Source organism: Enterobacter cloacae complex sp. HYC042_NIDB, from assembly GCF_056673315.1.
Map to the genome: position 1 here is coordinate 3,110,866 of NZ_CP109650.1, position 17,158 is coordinate 3,128,023.

Annotated in this window: 18 protein-coding genes; 8 read left to right on the top strand and 10 right to left on the bottom strand. The window is 48.6% G+C overall.

Translation table 11 applies throughout. From position 1 onward, the window contains the following. Window positions 1-39: 39 nt before the first annotated feature. The 9 genes from sdiA to OKF39_RS15010 form a co-directional block, all read right to left on the bottom strand. Window positions 40-762: a quorum-sensing transcriptional regulator SdiA gene (gene sdiA / locus OKF39_RS14970; RefSeq protein WP_063942277.1), complete on the bottom strand. Its 723-nt coding sequence runs from the start codon at window positions 760-762 to the stop codon at window positions 40-42. Between the two features lie 221 nt (window positions 763-983). Further along, window positions 984-1,736, bottom strand: coding sequence for an L-cystine ABC transporter ATP-binding protein TcyN (gene tcyN / locus OKF39_RS14975; protein ID WP_248039050.1), 753 nt, complete (start codon window positions 1,734-1,736; stop codon window positions 984-986). Then, complete coding sequence (tcyL, locus tag OKF39_RS14980; protein ID WP_028013677.1) at window positions 1,733-2,401, bottom strand: cystine ABC transporter permease; 669 nt, start codon at window positions 2,399-2,401, stop codon at window positions 1,733-1,735. Before tcyL ends, tcyN begins: the two co-directional genes overlap by 4 nt. Window positions 2,402-2,422: 21 nt before the next feature. Beyond that, window positions 2,423-3,409 carry a D-cysteine desulfhydrase gene (gene dcyD, locus OKF39_RS14985; protein ID WP_048956501.1) on the bottom strand — a complete coding sequence of 329 codons (987 nt, stop codon included), beginning with the start codon at window positions 3,407-3,409 and terminating at the stop codon, window positions 2,423-2,425. A gap of 106 nt (window positions 3,410-3,515) precedes the next feature. Then, complete coding sequence (gene tcyJ, locus OKF39_RS14990) at window positions 3,516-4,316, bottom strand: cystine ABC transporter substrate-binding protein (RefSeq protein ID WP_126345771.1); 801 nt, start codon at window positions 4,314-4,316, stop codon at window positions 3,516-3,518. 86 nt (window positions 4,317-4,402) lie between these two features. Continuing rightward, entirely contained in the window at window positions 4,403-4,954 is a 552-nt protein-coding gene (fliZ, locus tag OKF39_RS14995; protein WP_045631537.1) for a flagella biosynthesis regulatory protein FliZ, read from the bottom strand. Between the two features lie 54 nt (window positions 4,955-5,008). Then, on the bottom strand, window positions 5,009-5,728 hold the full coding sequence (locus OKF39_RS15000; RefSeq protein ID WP_014170714.1) for an RNA polymerase sigma factor FliA: 720 nt from the start codon (window positions 5,726-5,728) through the stop codon (window positions 5,009-5,011). 129 nt (window positions 5,729-5,857) lie between these two features. After that, complete coding sequence (gene fliB / locus OKF39_RS15005; RefSeq protein WP_224065807.1) at window positions 5,858-7,063, bottom strand: flagellin lysine-N-methylase; 1,206 nt, start codon at window positions 7,061-7,063, stop codon at window positions 5,858-5,860. 62 nt (window positions 7,064-7,125) lie between these two features. Then, entirely contained in the window at window positions 7,126-7,956 is an 831-nt protein-coding gene (locus tag OKF39_RS15010; protein WP_126818452.1) for a flagellin N-terminal helical domain-containing protein, read from the bottom strand. Window positions 7,957-8,355: 399 nt separating this feature from the next. On the opposite strand from OKF39_RS15010, the gene fliD reads away from it, so the two are divergent. From fliD to amyA, 4 genes are read left to right on the top strand one after another with little or no spacing between them, the layout of a single operon-like run. Continuing rightward, entirely contained in the window at window positions 8,356-9,780 is a 1,425-nt protein-coding gene (gene fliD / locus OKF39_RS15015; protein WP_049136366.1) for a flagellar filament capping protein FliD, read from the top strand. Window positions 9,781-9,801: 21 nt separating this feature from the next. Beyond that, entirely contained in the window at window positions 9,802-10,206 is a 405-nt protein-coding gene (gene fliS / locus OKF39_RS15020) for a flagellar export chaperone FliS (protein ID WP_045260346.1), read from the top strand. Window positions 10,207-10,211: 5 nt separating this feature from the next. Beyond that, window positions 10,212-10,586 carry a flagella biosynthesis regulatory protein FliT gene (gene fliT, locus OKF39_RS15025; protein ID WP_045260347.1) on the top strand — a complete coding sequence of 125 codons (375 nt, stop codon included), beginning with the start codon at window positions 10,212-10,214 and terminating at the stop codon, window positions 10,584-10,586. Window positions 10,587-10,638: 52 nt separating this feature from the next. Continuing rightward, on the top strand, window positions 10,639-12,126 hold the full coding sequence (gene amyA / locus OKF39_RS15030) for an alpha-amylase (protein ID WP_047367839.1): 1,488 nt from the start codon (window positions 10,639-10,641) through the stop codon (window positions 12,124-12,126). Between the two features lie 44 nt (window positions 12,127-12,170). Here the strand turns inward: amyA and yedD are convergent, their stop codons facing one another. Next, on the bottom strand, window positions 12,171-12,584 hold the full coding sequence (yedD, locus tag OKF39_RS15035; RefSeq protein ID WP_028013694.1) for a lipoprotein YedD: 414 nt from the start codon (window positions 12,582-12,584) through the stop codon (window positions 12,171-12,173). 385 nt (window positions 12,585-12,969) lie between these two features. Between yedD and OKF39_RS15040 the strand changes: the two genes are divergently transcribed. The 4 genes from OKF39_RS15040 (at window position 12,970) to OKF39_RS15055 (ending at window position 17,082) form a co-directional block, all read left to right on the top strand. After that, window positions 12,970-13,332 (top strand): GtrA family protein, encoded by a 363-nt coding sequence (locus OKF39_RS15040; protein WP_028013695.1) that lies wholly within the window; start codon window positions 12,970-12,972, stop codon window positions 13,330-13,332. After that, on the top strand, window positions 13,329-14,252 hold the full coding sequence (locus tag OKF39_RS15045; protein ID WP_028013696.1) for a glycosyltransferase family 2 protein: 924 nt from the start codon (window positions 13,329-13,331) through the stop codon (window positions 14,250-14,252). The genes OKF39_RS15040 and OKF39_RS15045 overlap by 4 nt, the downstream gene beginning before the upstream one ends. After that, window positions 14,249-15,883, top strand: a complete 1,635-nt coding sequence (locus OKF39_RS15050) for a DUF6056 family protein (RefSeq protein WP_028013697.1) — start codon at window positions 14,249-14,251, stop codon at window positions 15,881-15,883. The genes OKF39_RS15045 and OKF39_RS15050 overlap by 4 nt, the downstream gene beginning before the upstream one ends. Window positions 15,884-15,987: 104 nt before the next feature. Beyond that, entirely contained in the window at window positions 15,988-17,082 is a 1,095-nt protein-coding gene (locus OKF39_RS15055; RefSeq protein WP_047367840.1) for an acyltransferase family protein, read from the top strand. The last annotated feature ends 76 nt before the right edge of the window (window positions 17,083-17,158 follow it).

Sequence of the window (17,158 nt, forward strand, 5' to 3'; positions counted from 1 at the left end):
AGCCGTCCACTCGTCTGTCACGCAGAACGTACTCTCTAATCAGATCAGTCCCGTAGCCGCCGCATAACAGGCAATCTGCGTCTTGTTTGGCGCATTAAATTTTTTCTGCATATTCTTCTGATGGAAGTTAACCGTATTCTCTGAAATAGAGAGAATGATGGCTATTTCCGCCGACGTCTTCCCTTCCGCGGTCCATTTCAGAATTTCTCGTTCGCGTTTGCTGAATTTCATCTCAGGCGGCATAACCATCTCATCTTCAAAACGCAGCAGCGCGGTTAATGCCATTTGCACCAGCATCTGCAGCCGCAGCTCTATTTCCTCGCCGGCAAACGGTCCTTCCTGCGCGCGAGTACGGGAAACAGAGAGGAAGCCGAGCGCATGATTAGGCAGCATCAGACACTGCGTTATTCCCGAACGTAGACCGAAGTCCTGCGCGCTACGCCATAATTCCTGAGCATCCGCAAATAATTCGTCCGTCCAGGGTAAATGCCCCTGAATGAAATTCTCCGGCTTTAGCACCGGATCGATGGTGAAATAGTTCTCTGATTGATATTGCGCCAGCCACTGTTGCGGATAAGTGGCATGCACAGCAATTTTAGGCCGCGTAAACGGCACCGGATGGCGCACACAGAGTGCATAATAATCGAATTCCAGCGCCTGAGTTTGTCGCTGAAGTTCATGATATACCTCGGCAGCACAGGTCAATTCCTGAAACCGCAGGGAGCAATCCCGTCGCCAGGTGAAAAAGTCTGAATCCTTCATACTTACTAAAAGAAGCCTCTGAAAAGATAATCATTATTATGGTGAATATAACCTAACACATAAAACTTATTTCTAACTACAAAATATCGGCAATAGCACAATTAACTGTGCTATGGATAAGGATTATTCTGTTCGGGTGGAATAAAAGAACACCATTTAAGGCGATGAGCGAGAATAATTTGCTCCAGAAGAACTTTCTGGAGCAAATGAGTACATAAATGCTACTGTATAAGGAATTTTTCCAGGAACTGACGGGTTCGCGGCTGCTGGGGGTTAGCAAATAAGCTTTTCGCCGGTCCCTGCTCCACAATCCGCCCCTGGTCCATAAAGATGGCTCTGTCCGCCACGTCGCGCGCAAAGCTCATTTCATGGGTCACGATAACCATCGTGCGTTTTTCCTGCGCCAGCTGGCGGATGGTGTTCAGCACCTCACCCACCAGTTCGGGATCGAGCGCGGAGGTCGGTTCATCAAACAGGATCACGTCAGGGCGCATCGCCAGCGCGCGCGCGATGGCCACGCGCTGCTGCTGCCCGCCCGACAGGCGGCGCGGATAGCTGGTCTCTTTCCCTGCCAGTCCGACTTTGGCGAGCAACTCGCGGGCGCGTGCCGTCGCTTCCTCTTTGGGCTCACCTTTTACAATGACCGGTCCTTCAATAATATTTTCCAGCACCGTGCGGTGCGGGAATAGATTGAAGCTCTGGAACACAAAGCCAACATGCTGACGCAGACGGCGAATTAACCCTTTTTGCTGGCTGATAGATTTACCGGTATCAATCGTTATCTCCCCAACCCGAATGGTGCCCCCTTCCGGCTGCTCAAGCAGGTTGATACTGCGCAGCAGCGTGGTTTTCCCCGACCCGCTCGGGCCAATAATCGCCACGACTTCTCCCTGCTCAACTTCCAGGTCGATGCCGTGGAGCACCGTTTGCCCGTGGAATTTTTTCACCAGGTTTTTGACGTCAATTGCACTCATTTTGGATCACGCTCCTGACGGTTAAGCTGGTTTTCAAAGTAGTTTTGCAGAGCAGACAACACCGTCGCCATCACCCAGTAGATCAGCGAGGCGGCCAGATACATGGTGAAAACTTCAAGGGTGCGCGAGGTAATGAGCTGCGCCTGACGGAACAGCTCCGGCACCTGAATGGTTGCCGCCAGAGAGGTATCTTTCACCAGGCTGATGAAGCTGTTGCTCAGCGGCGGAAGCGCTACCCGCGCCGCCTGCGGCAGAATGGCGCGTCGCAGCGTCTGCCACGGCGTCATCCCGATACTGGCAGCCGCTTCCCACTGGCCTTTATCAATCGACGAGATCGCCGCGCGCAGGGTTTCGGAGGTATAGGCCGCCGTGTTAAGCGACAGGCCAATCATCGCCGCCGGGATCGGATCCAGCTCGATGCCGAACTGCGGTAAACCGTAGTAGATCATAAAGAGCTGAGCGATAAGCGGCGTACCGCGAAACACGGAAATATAAAAGCGCGCCAGCCAGCGTACCGGCAGGATGGGCGACATGCGCATTAAGGCCAGTACAAAGCCCAACACAAGACCGAAGAACATCCCGCCGATACTGAGCTGTAGCGTGAATACCGCACCTTTCAGCAGGAATGGCAGGGAATCAATAACCAGTTGAATACTTTCTTGCATTATTATTTTTCGACCTGATTTTTAGACATGAGGATGATAAGCAAACAGCGCGGGCGCCCCGCCGGTGTGCACAAATAAAATCGGCCCTTCATCCTTAAAGCGTTTCTGCGCAATGCCATCGATAAGCCCGGCCATCGCTTTACCCGTATAGACCGGATCGAGCAGTATACCTTCAAGGCGCGCCAGCAGCTTAACGGCTTCCATCCCCTCTTCATTAGGCGTGCCGTAGCCCGGCGCAAAATAGTCATCCCAGAGCAAGATCTCGGCCCTGGCCTTCAGCTCCAGCTGCTCTGCCACCGCCTGTTGCAGTGCCACTACTTTTGGCTTCTGGTCCGCGACGCTGCGGGAAACCGTCACGCCAATCAGCTCGACATCCGGCAGAAGTTGTTCCAGCCCCACCGCCAGCCCGGCATGCGTGCCCGCGCTTCCGGAGGCGACAACGACCGACGAGAGGCTAACGGCGCCCTCGCACTGCTGGGCGATTTCCAGCGCACTTTCCACATAGCCCAGCGCGCCCAGCGCGTTCGAACCGCCGACGGGAATAACGTAGGGGCGGAAACCCTGCGCTTCCAGACGCGTCGCCAGATCGTCGAGCTGTGCGGTCGGGTCGGTCAACGCATCCACCATCTCCACCTGCACGTTAAACAGGTCTAAAAGCAGGCGGTTACCGTTGGTGAGATAGTTTTCAGCCCGCGTGCCAATCGGGTTTTCCAGCAGAGCCACGCAGTGAAGCCCGAGTTTTGCCGCCACCGCGGCCGTCTGACGAACATGGTTGGACTGAATGGCCCCGGCAGTAATAAGCGTATCCGCGCCTTCGCGCAGCGCGTCGGCCGCCAGAAACTCCAGCTTGCGCAGCTTATTGCCCCCCATCGCCATCGGCGTCACGTCATCGCGCTTAATAAAAATATCGCGTCCCAGATAATCAGAAAATCGCGGCAGGTACTCCAGCGGCGTCGGCGCACCGATAAATTCCAGACGGGGAAAGCGCGTTAAATTCTGTAGTGACATGGACTCTCCGGTAACTCAGACAAAATGTGATATTTTTCATTATGCACGCAGACGCGTAAGAAATAAAAAAGGCGCTTTTAAAAGCGCCTTTTTCCAGGTCACCGACTTATTTGGTGACGTCGGCCCCGAACCACTTCTCAGACAGCGCCTTCAGGCTGCCGTCTTTCTGCATGTCAGCAATCGCGGAATCAATGGCTTTCACCAGATCCGCGTTGCCTTTACGGACGGCCACGCCGGATTCCTGACGAGAGAACGCATCACCCGCTACTGCCAGGGTATTATTGGTTTTCTTCACCAGATCCAAAGCGGCCAGACGGTCAACCAGAATGGCGTCGATACGGCCTACGCGCAGGTCCTGATATTTCGTCGGGTCATCATCATAGGTGCGGATGTCCACGCCCTGAACGTTCTGGCGCAGCCACTCTTCGTAGTTAGTTCCCAGACCGACGCCGACTTTTTTGCCTTTCAGATCGGCAGCGGATTTAATGGAGCCTTCGTTACCTTTCTTCACCAGCGCCTGAATACCGGACACGGTGTACGGCGTGGAGAAGTCATACTTCTTCTTACGCTCGTCAGAAATGGTCACCTGGTTAATCACCACGTCAATACGTTTTGAATCCAGCGAGGCCAGCATACCGTCCCATTTGGTCGGTTTCAGGGAGGCTTTAACGCCGAGGTGCTTCGCCAGTTCTTCTGCAAATTCCACTTCAAAACCGGTCAGCTTGCCGTCATCACCCTGGAAGCTGAAGGGAGGATAGGTTCCTTCCAGCCCGACCAGCAGCGTACCGCGCTCTTTTACTTTATTCAGCAGGTTTTCTGCGGCGAACGTTTTCACGCTCATGCCCGCAACCAGCGCGACGGCCATAACACCCATCAGCGCCTGACGACCCAGAAGTGCAAATTTCATAAATACCCCGATATAGTGGAATTTTTACGTAGTGTAGAGAAATCGCCTGCAACGTCAAAGGCGACTGCGCTACATCTTATTCTTTTTTAATATATATCAGAAGTTGTTCCGGCGAGCGCTTTCTGCTTCGCGGAACCCGGCATTTGCACCTTATATTGCGCATACTTGCGCAGCGCAATACGGTAGTTGTTGGTGCTGGTTGCAGGCAGCCACGGCTCCAGATTTTCATCCAGGTAACCGGTCTTCAGCAGATCGCGAGAGATATTGTTAACGCTCAGATGCTGCCCAAGACGGCGCAGGCGAACCACATATTCGCGCACGGTGCCGTGGCTCATCTCCGTTTGTTCAAACAGGAATTGTTTGAAGCCGATGATATCGAAGAAGTCGCTTTGCTCTTTGCAGTGGAGATCGCCACAGAAACGGCAAAGCGCCACCCACTCTTTTTGCTCTTCGAGCCACGCGGCTTCATCCATTAACGTGTCGAGGCGAGAGATAGCGATTTTATTCACGATCTCGCCGCGGCGAACCAGCGTGATACGATCGAGTAATTTGTTACAGTGGGCGCAATGCGTCTGGCTGTGTTTAAAGTCTTTTAGGTAGCGGCTTAAAGGCCGTCTTTTAGATTGCTGCACCGTCATGATAACTCCTGGTTGTCAATACGTTGTGCGGCATTTTTCGGGTGATTGGATCACCTATAACTTACCCAGTTTGGTTCGTAAGCGTTTAATGGCCTGGCTGTGCAGCTGGCTAACCCGCGACTCCCCCACCTCCAGAACCGCGCCAATCTCTTTGAGATTAAGCTCTTCCTGGTAATAAAGGGTCAACACCAGCTGTTCGCGCTCGGGCAGAGCTTCAATCGCTTCCATTACGCGCTGGCGTAAATTCCCTTCCATTAAATGGTGTAACGGGTTTTCCTGCTGGTGCTCGTCCGTCACCAGCTCGATGCTATCGCCATGCTCTTCGCGCCACTCGTCATAGGAGAAGAGTTGGCTATTATTGGTATCGAGCAACATCTGACGATACTCTTCAACAGCAATGCCAAGACGTTCCGCCACTTCGGTTTCCGTTGCGTTGCGTCCCAGTTCCTGTTCCAGCTGTCCCATCGCATGCGCCACTTCGCGCGCGTTGCGGCGAACGCTGCGCGGCACCCAGTCGCGGCTGCGCAGCTCGTCCAGCATCGCACCACGAATACGCTGAACTGCGTAAGTCGTAAATGCCGTTCCTTGCAGAGCGTCGTATCGGTCAACTGCATTCAATAACCCGATACCGCCCGCCTGTAGCAGATCGTCAAGTTCCACACTCGCCGGCAAACGCACCTGGAGGCGCAATGCTTCGTGACGCACCAGCGGGACATAACGCTGCCACAGCGAGTGTTTATCCATTACACCTTCAGCGGTATAGAGTGAATTCACGATAAACAGCCCTGCGTTAGTTGAGTTATCGGCATGATTATCCGATTCTGCAGGGCGTTCAATTGGATGAAAAAGGGGGATAAAGTGAGGTTATTCTGAGGTTGCCCACAGCAGGGGCAACTTTTCTGACTAAATTAACAGTTGTAACAATGAAAGATCGTCGCCCAATTTGACGCTATCTATATGTTGATGAAAGAGCTTTCCGGCTTCCTGATTATGCTGGCTCAGGGAGTGGAAGCTGTAAATAACGTCAATAATATTGTCTTGTTCAATTTTCCCCGCCGCGATGGCCTGACCGGCAAGCAGCGATTTGAGAAAATAGAACTCCGCAACGATTAAATAAAGATTATTCAACATGCTGCGGCCATTGCTCTGCGGGAATGCCTGCTGCCAGAGCTTATATTTAAAAAAGTTCTTAAAGAGGTGATCGTTTTCCGCCAGGTAACTGCCCGCCACATCGCGCCAGACGGATTCGATGTTTTCCATCACCTTTTCAGCCGGCACGCTGTCACCGACAGCCTCGAACTGCTGGTACAGCTGGGAGAAATAACGGTTTAAAACTGCCCCACCGCGGCTGGCCGTTTTCTTTGTAAAGAAGCTTTGAATAAGCGAAATTAATCCGAATTTAAGGCTATAGTTCTGGTTGAAGCCACTCAATTCAGCCTTGATTTTACCGCTCACCAGCTCGTTCACCAGTGAATAATAAACCGTTTCGAGCGTGCTGATATTCTCTTCCAGGTTTTGTAGCTTTTCAGCCACCATCAGGAATTTCACCACAGCATAAACTTGTTCTTCAACGCTCACCGCCTCAACGCTGAACAGGTTCTGGCAGAAGAGATTGATGACCTTAGCCTTCAAATCCATCGCTGGCGCATTATTAACGTCCTGCTGAACGCTGATGGATTCCATCATCGCCATCGACTCCCGATCGTTCAGCAGCAGACGGGTCACTTCCGGACACGAGAGGTTAAGGGATTTTTCGATTTCGGTTTTATAGACCCGGTTTGTCCGGGGAAACGACGAACAGGTCGGGCTTAAGGCCTGAGCGCCCATCGCACCATGAATTGAGCAGAGCTTATCGGTATCCATAAACGGGCAGTTTTTACTCTCCGTATGGAAAATCACCTCACCCCAGTGGCCGTACTGTTTTTTGGTAATTTTAATTCCCGTCTTCGCCGTCTGGCGAATTGCCGCGTTTTTACTGTTGAGATAGCGGTTGACGGAGGATTTATCGAACGCGATGGTCCAGCCCTGACAACAATGTTCACGGCATTCCCCACCGACACAGGAAAAATCTGCGACCAGTTTAGGCTGGGTAATAACGATCTGTTTCACGGGCGGATCCTCAAAATTCAGAGACAAAAAAACCCCGCCGAAGCGGGGTTTGATGCGTAAAATTAACGCAGCAGAGACAGAACGGTCTGTGGAACCTGGTTTGCCTGGGACAGAACAGAAGTACCAGCCTGCTGCAGGATCTGCGCGCGGGACATGTTGGAAACTTCAGTTGCGTAGTCAGCGTCCTGGATACGGGACTGAGCAGCAGACAGGTTGTTAGAGGTGTTGTTCAGGTTGTTGATTGCAGAAGTGAAGCGGTTCTGCACAGCACCCAGACCGGAACGAGCGGTATCAACTTTAGCGATTGCTTTGTCAATGGTGTCCAGATCGGTTGCTTTGATTGCTTTCAGGTCAAGACCATTTACGCCCAGAGTAGTGGAGTCAGCTTTAGCACCGCTCAGGTCCAGAGTAATAGTGTCGCCATCGTTAACACCAACCTGAATCGCAACTTTACCATCACCAGCTGCACCCGCAGTGCCAGTCAGCAGTTTGATGCCGTTGAAGTCAGTCTTGCCTGCAACGCGGTCGATTTCAGCCAGACGAGCGGTAACTTCATCCTGCAGAGAGGCCAGGTCAGACGTGCTGTTGGTGCCGTTGCTTGCCTGAACAGCCAGTTCACGAACGCGCTGCAGGTTGTTGTTGATTTCGTTCAGGGAACCTTCAGCAGTCTGCGCCATGGAGATACCGTCGTTGGCGTTACGCGCTGCCTGAGTCATACCTTTGATCTGGGAGGTCATGCGGTTTGCAATCGCCTGGCCAGCGGCATCGTCTTTCGCGCTGTTGATACGCAGACCTGAAGACAGACGCTCAATAGCAGTGCCCAGAGAAGACTGAGATTTGTTCAGGTTGTTCTGAGTAGTCAGGGACAACAGGTTAGTATTGATAACTGCCATAATTTTCTTTCCTTCAAAAATTGGGTTTTAGGTCCGGTGCCTAACACTCACAGCGTCTCTCACCGTCAACAAGGTTATCGACGGGTCCCGAAAAGACTTTAGAATCAATTTCGAAAAAATTATAACTCAATGATTATTAATGGTTTTATTTTTAAAAAATCAATTAAGGTTCATCATAAGGTTATTATTTACGGCTTTTTAATACGCGGAATATGCCAAAAAAGGCACACACTTATCTGTGTTATTGACGCGCTAAAAATCATCCCAAAGTGCAATCGTTTCATTTAACGCGCCAGGACATGCCTATTCTTTGGATTATTTTTTTCTCACCATCGTAAACTTTTACTATTCGAGGCCGATAAGAGTCCTGAACTACTTTCGTATTTAAGGAAAATATGCATGGCTACTATCAGTAACCTCGGGATAGGTTCTGCAGGACTCGGGGAATTATATAATCAGTTGGATGCAGCAGAACGAACCAAGCTGACGACGATTACTACCCAGCAATCAACGTATAACGCACAGTTAAGCGCGTACGGCAAGCTGCAGAGTGCCATGACCTCGCTGCAGACTGCGACCGCTGCGCTGGGTAAAGCGACCACATGGAACTCAACCGCCGTAAGCAGCACCAACACGGCCTTTACGGCAACCACGACCGCAGACGCATCCGTCGGCTCTTATGTGGTTAACGTCAACCAGGTGGCAAAAGCACAGGCGCTCACGACGGGCTCCTATGCCACCAACACGGAGCTGCTGGGCGATACGACCGGCACGACGCGTAAAATTACGATTACCCAGCCGGGGACAAAAACGCCTTTAGAGGTGAACCTGGCCGATGGCGATACGTCGCTTGCCGGGATCGCGAGCGCGATTAATAAAGCGAACGGCAACGTCACCGCCAGCGTAATCAAGGCGAAAGACGGCGATTACCGCCTGATGCTCTCCTCGAAAACCACCGGTACGGATGGCGAGATGACCATCAGCGTCACCGGGGACGACAAGCTGCAAAGCGTAATCGGCTACGACTCAACCGCCAAAACCGGCGCGCTGGCGGTAAATACCGCGGCCCAGAACGCGATTGTCGTTGTGAACGACATCAAGATTGAGCGTCAATCGAACACCATCTCCGATGCGCTGCCGGGGATGACCTTCACCGTGAAGGCAGAAAGTAAAGCGGATGAAATGCTGGAAGTAACGCGCGCCACGGATGCGAACCAGAAAGCCGTAACCGACTGGGTCACCGCGTATAACTCGCTGCAGTCCACTATTAATAGCCTGACCAAATATGTGCCGGTCGACGCAGGTTCTGGCAGCCAGTCCACCAGCAACGGCGCGCTGGTGGGTGATGCAAACGTGCGCGGGATCCAGTCTCAGCTGCGCGGTCTGCTGACCGAAGTTCAGGCCGGCTCCGTTCAGATCATGGCTCAGCTGGGGATTACCCAGGATCCGGTGAAAGGTGCAGACGGTACGGTCGGTAACCTCAAAGTGGATACCGATAAGCTGAAAAAAGCGCTGACCGACAATCCAACCGCCGTACAGCAGTACTTTATCGGTGACGGAAAGAAAACCGGTCTGGCGACCCAGATGAACAACACGCTGACCACCATGCTCAGCACCAGCACCGGCAGCGCGGGCGTGATCCAGAACGCGAAAGACGGTATTAACAAAACGCTGAAAACTCTGGGCGAACGTTACGATTCTATGGAAGCTACTATTGATGCCACCATGGCGCGTTACAAAGCGCAGTTCACCAGCCTGGACGTATTAGTCACCAAAATGACCAGTACGGCCAACTATCTGACCCAACAGTTCTCACAAAAATAGTCGTAGCCTTCAGGAGTGGATATGTATAAGACCTCTGGTGTTCAATCCTATCAGCAGATAGGAGTAGAAAGCGCAGTTATGAATGCCAGTCCACACCAGCTGATTGTCATGTTGTTCGACGGGGCGCATAGCGCCCTCGTCCGCGCGCGTTTGTTCATGGAAGCCGGACAAATTCGTGAAAAAGGCGAAGCGTTATCCAAAGCCATTAACATCATCGACAACGGTTTAAAAGCAGGACTGAACATGGAAGTTGAGAGCGAGCTGTCCAGTAATCTTGCCTCCTTGTACGAATATATGGTTCGACGTTTATTACTGGCGAACGTCAGTAATGACGTAGACGCAATTGTTGAAGTCGAGGGTTTATTAAACAACATTGCGGATGCGTGGAAGCAAATCGGCCCCAATGCGTCCTCTATTTCAGGATAATTTTGATGAATAATCCCAGCGCAGCGCTTAGCCACTGGCAGGCGTTACATGCTCAGAGCATTGCTATGCTAAATCTCGCACATTCTGGTCAATGGGATGCGCTTATTGAGCAGGAAATGCATTACGTTCAACTGGTGGAAAGGATTTCGCAAACGCCAATCATGTCATGCCCCCCGGCTCAGGTTGAGCAAGCGCGTGCGCTGCTGGAGATGATCCTCGACAATGAGAATACGTTAAAGGCGCTGCTGAAAGTGCGGATGGACGAACTGCGTAATCTCATCGATCAGACCGGCAAACAGCAATCCATCACCTCTACCTATGGAAAGCTGTCAGGGAATATTCTTTATCCAGAAAGTGTTACCCGCGACACACAATTATGATTTCTTCATCCATACTCCAGAAGTCTGCCATATGGCTTCTGGAGCACGGACGATGAAAAACCCCACCCTGTTACAATGCTTTCACTGGTATTACCCCGCTGGCGGTGAATTGTGGCGAGAAGTCACGGCGTTAGCCCCCAATCTTAATGAAATCGGCATCAACATGATCTGGCTGCCGCCCGCGTATAAAGGGGCTTCCGGCGGATATTCGGTTGGCTATGACTCTTACGATCTGTTTGACCTCGGCGAGTTTGACCAGAAAGGCAGTATCGCCACGAAATACGGTGACAAAGCGCAGCTGCTGGAAGCCATTGACGCCCTCAAAAGCAACGAGATTGCCGTCCTGCTGGACGTGGTGGTGAATCACAAAATGGGGGCTGATGAGAAAGAGCCTGTCCGCGTGCAGCGCGTGAACGAACAGGACCGTACACAAATTGATGATGAAATCATCGAGTGTGAGGCCTGGACTCGCTACACCTTCCCCGCCCGCGCCGGGCAATACTCGCAGTTTATCTGGGATTACAAATGCTTTAGCGGCGTCGACCATATTGAAAACCCGGATGAAGACGGGATCTTTAAAATCGTCAACGACTACACCGGCGAAGGCTGGAATGACCAGGTCGATGATGAGATGGGTAACTTCGATTACCTGATGGGCGAAAACATCGACTTTCGCAATCACGCCGTCACCGAGGAGATCAAATACTGGGCCCGCTGGGTCATGGAACAGACGCGCTGCGACGGTTTTCGTCTGGACGCCGTCAAGCATATTCCCGCCTGGTTTTACAAAGAGTGGATTGAGCACGTTCAGGAAGTGGCCGAACAGCCGTTGTTTATCGTGGCGGAATACTGGTCTCACGAGGTGGATAAACTTCAGGCCTATATTGACCAGGTCGACGGTAAAACCATGCTGTTTGATGCCCCCCTGCAGATGAAATTCCACGAAGCGTCGCGCCAGGGACGAGATTACGACATGAGCCAGATCTTTACCGGCACGCTGGTGGAGGCCGACCCGTTCCATGCGGTGACCCTCGTCGCGAACCATGACACGCAGCCTCTGCAGGCGCTGGAAGCCCCGGTCGAGGCCTGGTTTAAACCGCTGGCGTACGCGCTGATCCTGCTGCGGGAAAACGGCGTGCCGAGCGTCTTCTATCCGGATCTGTTCGGCGCAAGCTATGACGATACGGGAGGGGACGGTGAAACGTACCATATTGATATGCCGGTCATTGAGCAACTTCACGAGCTGATCCTCGCGCGCCAGCGTTTTGCCCACGGCGTGCAGACGCTCTTTTTTGACCATCCAAACTGCATCGCCTTCAGCCGCAGCGGCACGGAAGACGATCCCGGCTGCGTGGTGGTGATGTCGAACGGCGACGACGGCGAGAAGGTAATTTGCCTGGGGGAAAACTACGGCAACAAAACGTGGCGTGATTTCCTCGGCAATCGTGAAGAAACGGTCACCACCGCGGCGGATGGCGAAGGTACCTTTACCTGTAAAGGGGGAAGCGTCAGCGTGTGGGTTATTGAGGATGCGTTGTAGAAACAATGCCGGGTGGCGCTGACGCTTACCCGGCACAAAAACGGCTACGGTAGTTTACTCTCCAGCGGGTTTTTGCTCAGGTAGTCAGCACACTCCACCGTCGGGCGGGCAACCTTTTGCAGCTCCATCCCGTCATACTCAAGCGTAGCGCCGTCGCGATCCAGCGGATAGATATCCAGCTTACGGGTCACGTTGTAATAGCTGTCTGAGCGCAGCATGACCTTACCCGGTACGGCAATCACGCGCTGCCACTGGCGGCAGTCCAGCGTATCACCCTCTTCCGTCACCACCAGCGTGGCAATTGCTTCAGGGCTGACCAGACTGCTCTGAGGCCCTTTCGACTGCCAGTATCCCGCCAGGTTCGCGGGGACGGGATGCTTGATCACGTCATTATAGTTATCGACCTGAACGCACCCGGTCAGTGCCAGCAGCGCGCCAGCAATTGCTATTTTTTTCATCATCTTTCCTGCATTCGAAGAAAAAAATATTGTGGCATTAAAGCGCAGAGGCTGCCAGCGAAGTTCGACAGGTCTTAGACCGGTATATAAATGTTATGAGCGAACATTTTTCATAATCAACAAAGGCCTGGTCGACCTTCATGATCGTCGAGTGCGTGCTGTCCATTGGAATGAGCTGGACTGGTTGGGCGCAGCTCACGACCACGAAAGCAGATGAGCGGTGAGCTGTACTGCCGCAACGAAGACGGTGTGTATGTCTGCAGTGCGTGGCATGATCATTTGTAAAATCAACTGTATAAATATGCTGCGTGGTTAAACATGAGGGTCGATCAAGTGAATGCCAGATGCTACAATTCGGACTTTTCTGAATTTACTGATTTCTCAAATGTTCAAGTTATTCGCCAGATACACATCAATAGGTGTAATAAACACGCTAATTCATTGGGTCGTCTTTGCTGTATGCATATACGCATTCCACACAGGACAGGCGCTTGGCAACTTTGCCGGATTCGTTGTCGCTGTGTCGTTCAGCTTCTTCGCCAATGCAAAATTCACTTTTAAATCTTCCACAACAACCATCCGCTACATGCTTTACGTAGGTTTTATGGGCACATTGAGTGCCGCTTTTGGCTGGTGTGCAGACAAATCAGGCATAGCTCCTGTCATCACATTAATCGTGTTCTCCGCCATCAGTTTGGTGTGCGGGTTTGTATATTCAAAGTTCGTTGTATTCAGGGATGCTAAATGAAAATTTCACTGGTTGTTCCAGTTTTTAATGAAGAGGATGCAATTCCGATTTTCTACAAAGCCGTGCGGGAGTTTGAAGAGCTTAAGCAACATGAAGTCGAGATAGTGTTCATTAATGACGGCAGCAAAGATAGTACAGAATCAATTATTAACGCACTTGCCCTTGCCGATCCGCTTGTAGTTCCGCTGTCCTTCACTCGCAACTTTGGTAAAGAACCTGCGCTGTTCGCAGGTCTGGATCACGCTAGCGGAGAAGCTATTATTCCGATTGATGTTGACCTGCAGGACCCTATTGAAGTCATTCCACACCTGATAGAGAAGTGGCAGGCCGGAGCAGATATGGTGCTTGCCAAACGCTCCGATCGCTCTACAGATGGCCGTCTGAAGCGCAAGACCGCCGAGTGGTTTTATAAGCTACATAACAAAATCAGCAATCCGCAAATCGAAGAAAATGTTGGAGACTTCCGCCTGATGTCCCGCGAGGTCGTGGAAAATATTCAGCTCATGCCAGAGCGCAACTTGTTCATGAAGGGCGTGCTGAGTTGGGTTGGCGGGCGTACTGATGTCGTGGAGTATGCACGCGCTGAGCGCGTTGCCGGCAGCACTAAATTTAACGGCTGGAAACTGTGGAATCTTGCACTTGAGGGAATAACAAGTTTCTCTACCTTCCCGTTAAGGGTTTGGATGTATATAGGCTTCATAATTGCATCTATTTCATTCTTATACGGCGCATGGATGACTTTGCAAACATTAATTATAGGCAATCCGATAAAAGGGTACACATCCCTATTGGTATCCATCCTGTTTATCGGCGGCGTTCAATTAATCGGCATTGGTGTTTTAGGTGAATATATAGGGCGCATCTATATCGAAACCAAAAAAAGACCACGCTATTGTTTAAAACGGAATAAAGAAAAATGATTTCCAAAAATAATCTGTTAGTTCTAATTATTATTTTTTTACTTATGTTGGTGCCATATTTACACACACCAGTATTGTCAGATGATTATTATTATTATTTTCATGCCAGCCTTCAAGAGCAAATCGGTCATTATTTAGTCTGGAGTGGAAGGCTAATTACTAACATATTTAGCTCATATATGCTCAAATATGTCAATCATGATATCTATCAGTCTTTGACAGCTGCTGCGCTAGTTGCCAGCGTTTATCTTATTGCAGCGATACCATCTGCGTTATTTGATGGCAAGCCAAAACCTAGCGCTATTTCGATAGTAATTATCTTTTTAGCTCTTTGGATATCAAATCCAGCGCTTGGTGAAACTTTCTTCTGGTTTGTTGGCGCATCGAACTATCTATGGCCTATATTTTACATATCTTTATTTTTCGTTATTCTCGCTCGACAAAGAAAACCACATACATTACTTAGTTATTCTGGGGGGATATTAGTTGGTTTTTTGGCAGGTTGTTCAAACGAAAACACGTGCATTGTCGCAACGATACTGACAGTTTTATATTCTATTTGTTTTAACCGCTTTAAACTGTCGGCACCCTATTTGATTGGGATTATCTTGGGTTCTGCGGTGCTTTTATTCAGTCCAGGCTCTGCCATCAGATCGTCTTATTTTAAAGATTGGCACTCATTAACATTAATAGAAAAACTTGATCTACATTTATTTGAAAGACTTCCTGCAGCGCTGGATAGCTTATGGCCAATATTTCTAATCATCATTTTCATTGCACTTTCATTTGGACTACTCAAAATAGAATCAAGGGGTTCATTAATTTGTGCACTAGCATTTTTCATTGGTGGGATGTTGTGTGACCTTGCATTTGTTGCTTCACCATACATGCCTGAAAGATCTGGTATTGGTGCCTTATTTATGTTTTTAATAACCCTTTCTTTTTTAATTTACTCTGCTAATTTTTCAAATGAAAAAATATATAAAAACTCGATATTTAGTATTGTCATTGTGTTCGCTATGACTTACTTTGTACCCTCTTACGGCCTGATTTCCTATTCTAATATAAGAGCGTCAAAGCAAGATGCAATACGCATGGCGATGTTAACACAGCAAATCAACGAAGGAAAAAAAGAGATCGTAATACCTGACTTTTACCTTAACCGACTTTTAAAAAAATCAGATGGTTTCCCTACTTTCAAGAACTCATATATGTTTAATTATTTTAAAGTAGATAAAATCATTGAAGAGCCAATTAATTTCGATTACTCAATCATTGACTTACTTCCCAAGAGAGACGTTAATGCAAAATTAAATGAAGGCATAACATTGAAATCGATTTATTTTTACACTGATAAATTATCAGGTAAAAATAAGCTTATATATCGTATCTCGGGTGACATAAATGTTTATTTGATGAATAACACCGCCATTTTTTCTCATGTTACTTTAAAAAATAATGATAACATAAACATGGATACTATAATTAAGGCAATTAAAGTAGGGAGTGATTGGTATACTTATAGTGATGCAGGAAAGTTAGATTTATCAGAAATAAGTAAAATCAATATCGGAATGTACACTACTGATCCAGTAAAAATACTATCTAGTAATTATTTAGAATTTAAATAATCACTTTGCAGTTTTGCTGGTATATCGGAAATGGCGTTATCCAAAACGCCATTCTTTTGAAGTATTATGTAAAAAACATCCCTATTTATATAAAGGATATCAATATGGTCAAAAGTATTCATTACTTAAGGGGAATTGCGGCTTTATTCGTGGTGCTGTTCCATTTAAGAGGCTATGTTAACAACACTTACGTACAGTCAAATCTTGGGGATTTACTGTTTGTTAATGGAGCTTTTGGTGTAGATTTATTCTTTGTAATTAGTGGGTTTATAATCTGTTTTGCAACTCAAAAAAAGGAATATTTATATCCACTTAAGTTTTTTATTAGAAGATTTTTTAGAATCTACCCACTTTTGATCTTGGCGGTGTCAATTTACTTTATATTTTTGACAATCAAAAAGGGCTCAACCGGCTTAGACGCATGGTTTATATGGTCAATCGCACCTCTCCAAATCGATTATCACGCTGGGGCTCCTTTCTTTGGATACAATGTACTCGCAATAGCATGGACATTAACTTACGAGATTTCTTTTTATATTATTTTTCTTGCAGCCATGATTATATCCCACAAATATAGGGCTATATTATGCTCATCCATAATCTTGACAATGGTTTTATTTTCACAATTAATGAGCGCCACTCCAACACTCAATGGCGTAAATACAAACTATATCGAAAATGACTTTATTACTCTTATTTCATCACCTATATACATTGACTTTGTATATGGTATGGTATCATATTTGATATATAAAAATATTTTACCTGCGCTATCGAGATACAGGGGAACAGTTTTAAACATTTTGCTAATTTCAACCATAATTGTTACTACAGCATTAATATTTTCAACACAACACAACGATCACGGCCCTTTAGGCTGGGGGGCTATGGCATTTATCATTGTCGTCTCAACGACTTTAATGGAAGCAAGTTTCACGACAGCAAAACACAAGCCTCTAATTATGCTCGGGAATATTTCATTTTCTCTTTACATGTGGCATTTCATTTTTATAGAAATAACTAACACATATTTCCCAAGCATTTCAATGAATGGTTTTTATACCTTAGCCATTATGACAACCTGCTCAATTGCAATCGCATGGATTTCATTCAATCTCATTGAGATTCCATCAATTAACCTTTCAAAGAAAATCATATCATGGATAGACAGAAACAACCCAGAGCGTGTTGTTTCATAGCTAAACAGTGCCCAATGTGCGTCATTCTAAAAAATGATAGCGTTAACCAGATAAAATAATCCGCTCTAATGGATCT

Excerpts from the sequence above, each read along its gene's own strand:
- tcyL (WP_028013677.1), bottom strand. The coding sequence starts at position 2,401 with ATGCAAGAAAGTATTCAACTGGTTATTGATTCCCTGCCATTCCTGCTG.
- fliZ (WP_045631537.1), bottom strand. The coding sequence starts at position 4,954 with ATGACGGTGCAGCAATCTAAAAGACGGCCTTTAAGCCGCTACCTAAAA.
- OKF39_RS15050 (WP_028013697.1), top strand. The coding sequence starts at position 14,249 with ATGATTTCCAAAAATAATCTGTTAGTTCTAATTATTATTTTTTTACTT.
- yedD (WP_028013694.1), bottom strand. The coding sequence starts at position 12,584 with ATGAAAAAAATAGCAATTGCTGGCGCGCTGCTGGCACTGACCGGGTGC.
- dcyD (WP_048956501.1), bottom strand. The coding sequence starts at position 3,409 with ATGTCACTACAGAATTTAACGCGCTTTCCCCGTCTGGAATTTATCGGT.
- fliS (WP_045260346.1), top strand. The coding sequence starts at position 9,802 with ATGTATAAGACCTCTGGTGTTCAATCCTATCAGCAGATAGGAGTAGAA.
- OKF39_RS15040 (WP_028013695.1), top strand. The coding sequence starts at position 12,970 with ATGTTCAAGTTATTCGCCAGATACACATCAATAGGTGTAATAAACACG.
- OKF39_RS15010 (WP_126818452.1), bottom strand. The coding sequence starts at position 7,956 with ATGGCAGTTATCAATACTAACCTGTTGTCCCTGACTACTCAGAACAAC.
- OKF39_RS15055 (WP_047367840.1), top strand. The coding sequence starts at position 15,988 with ATGGTCAAAAGTATTCATTACTTAAGGGGAATTGCGGCTTTATTCGTG.
- amyA (WP_047367839.1), top strand. The coding sequence starts at position 10,639 with ATGAAAAACCCCACCCTGTTACAATGCTTTCACTGGTATTACCCCGCT.
- fliD (WP_049136366.1), top strand. The coding sequence starts at position 8,356 with ATGGCTACTATCAGTAACCTCGGGATAGGTTCTGCAGGACTCGGGGAA.
- tcyJ (WP_126345771.1), bottom strand. The coding sequence starts at position 4,316 with ATGAAATTTGCACTTCTGGGTCGTCAGGCGCTGATGGGTGTTATGGCC.
- tcyN (WP_248039050.1), bottom strand. The coding sequence starts at position 1,736 with ATGAGTGCAATTGACGTCAAAAACCTGGTGAAAAAATTCCACGGGCAA.
- OKF39_RS15045 (WP_028013696.1), top strand. The coding sequence starts at position 13,329 with ATGAAAATTTCACTGGTTGTTCCAGTTTTTAATGAAGAGGATGCAATT.
- sdiA (WP_063942277.1), bottom strand. The coding sequence starts at position 762 with ATGAAGGATTCAGACTTTTTCACCTGGCGACGGGATTGCTCCCTGCGG.
- fliT (WP_045260347.1), top strand. The coding sequence starts at position 10,212 with ATGAATAATCCCAGCGCAGCGCTTAGCCACTGGCAGGCGTTACATGCT.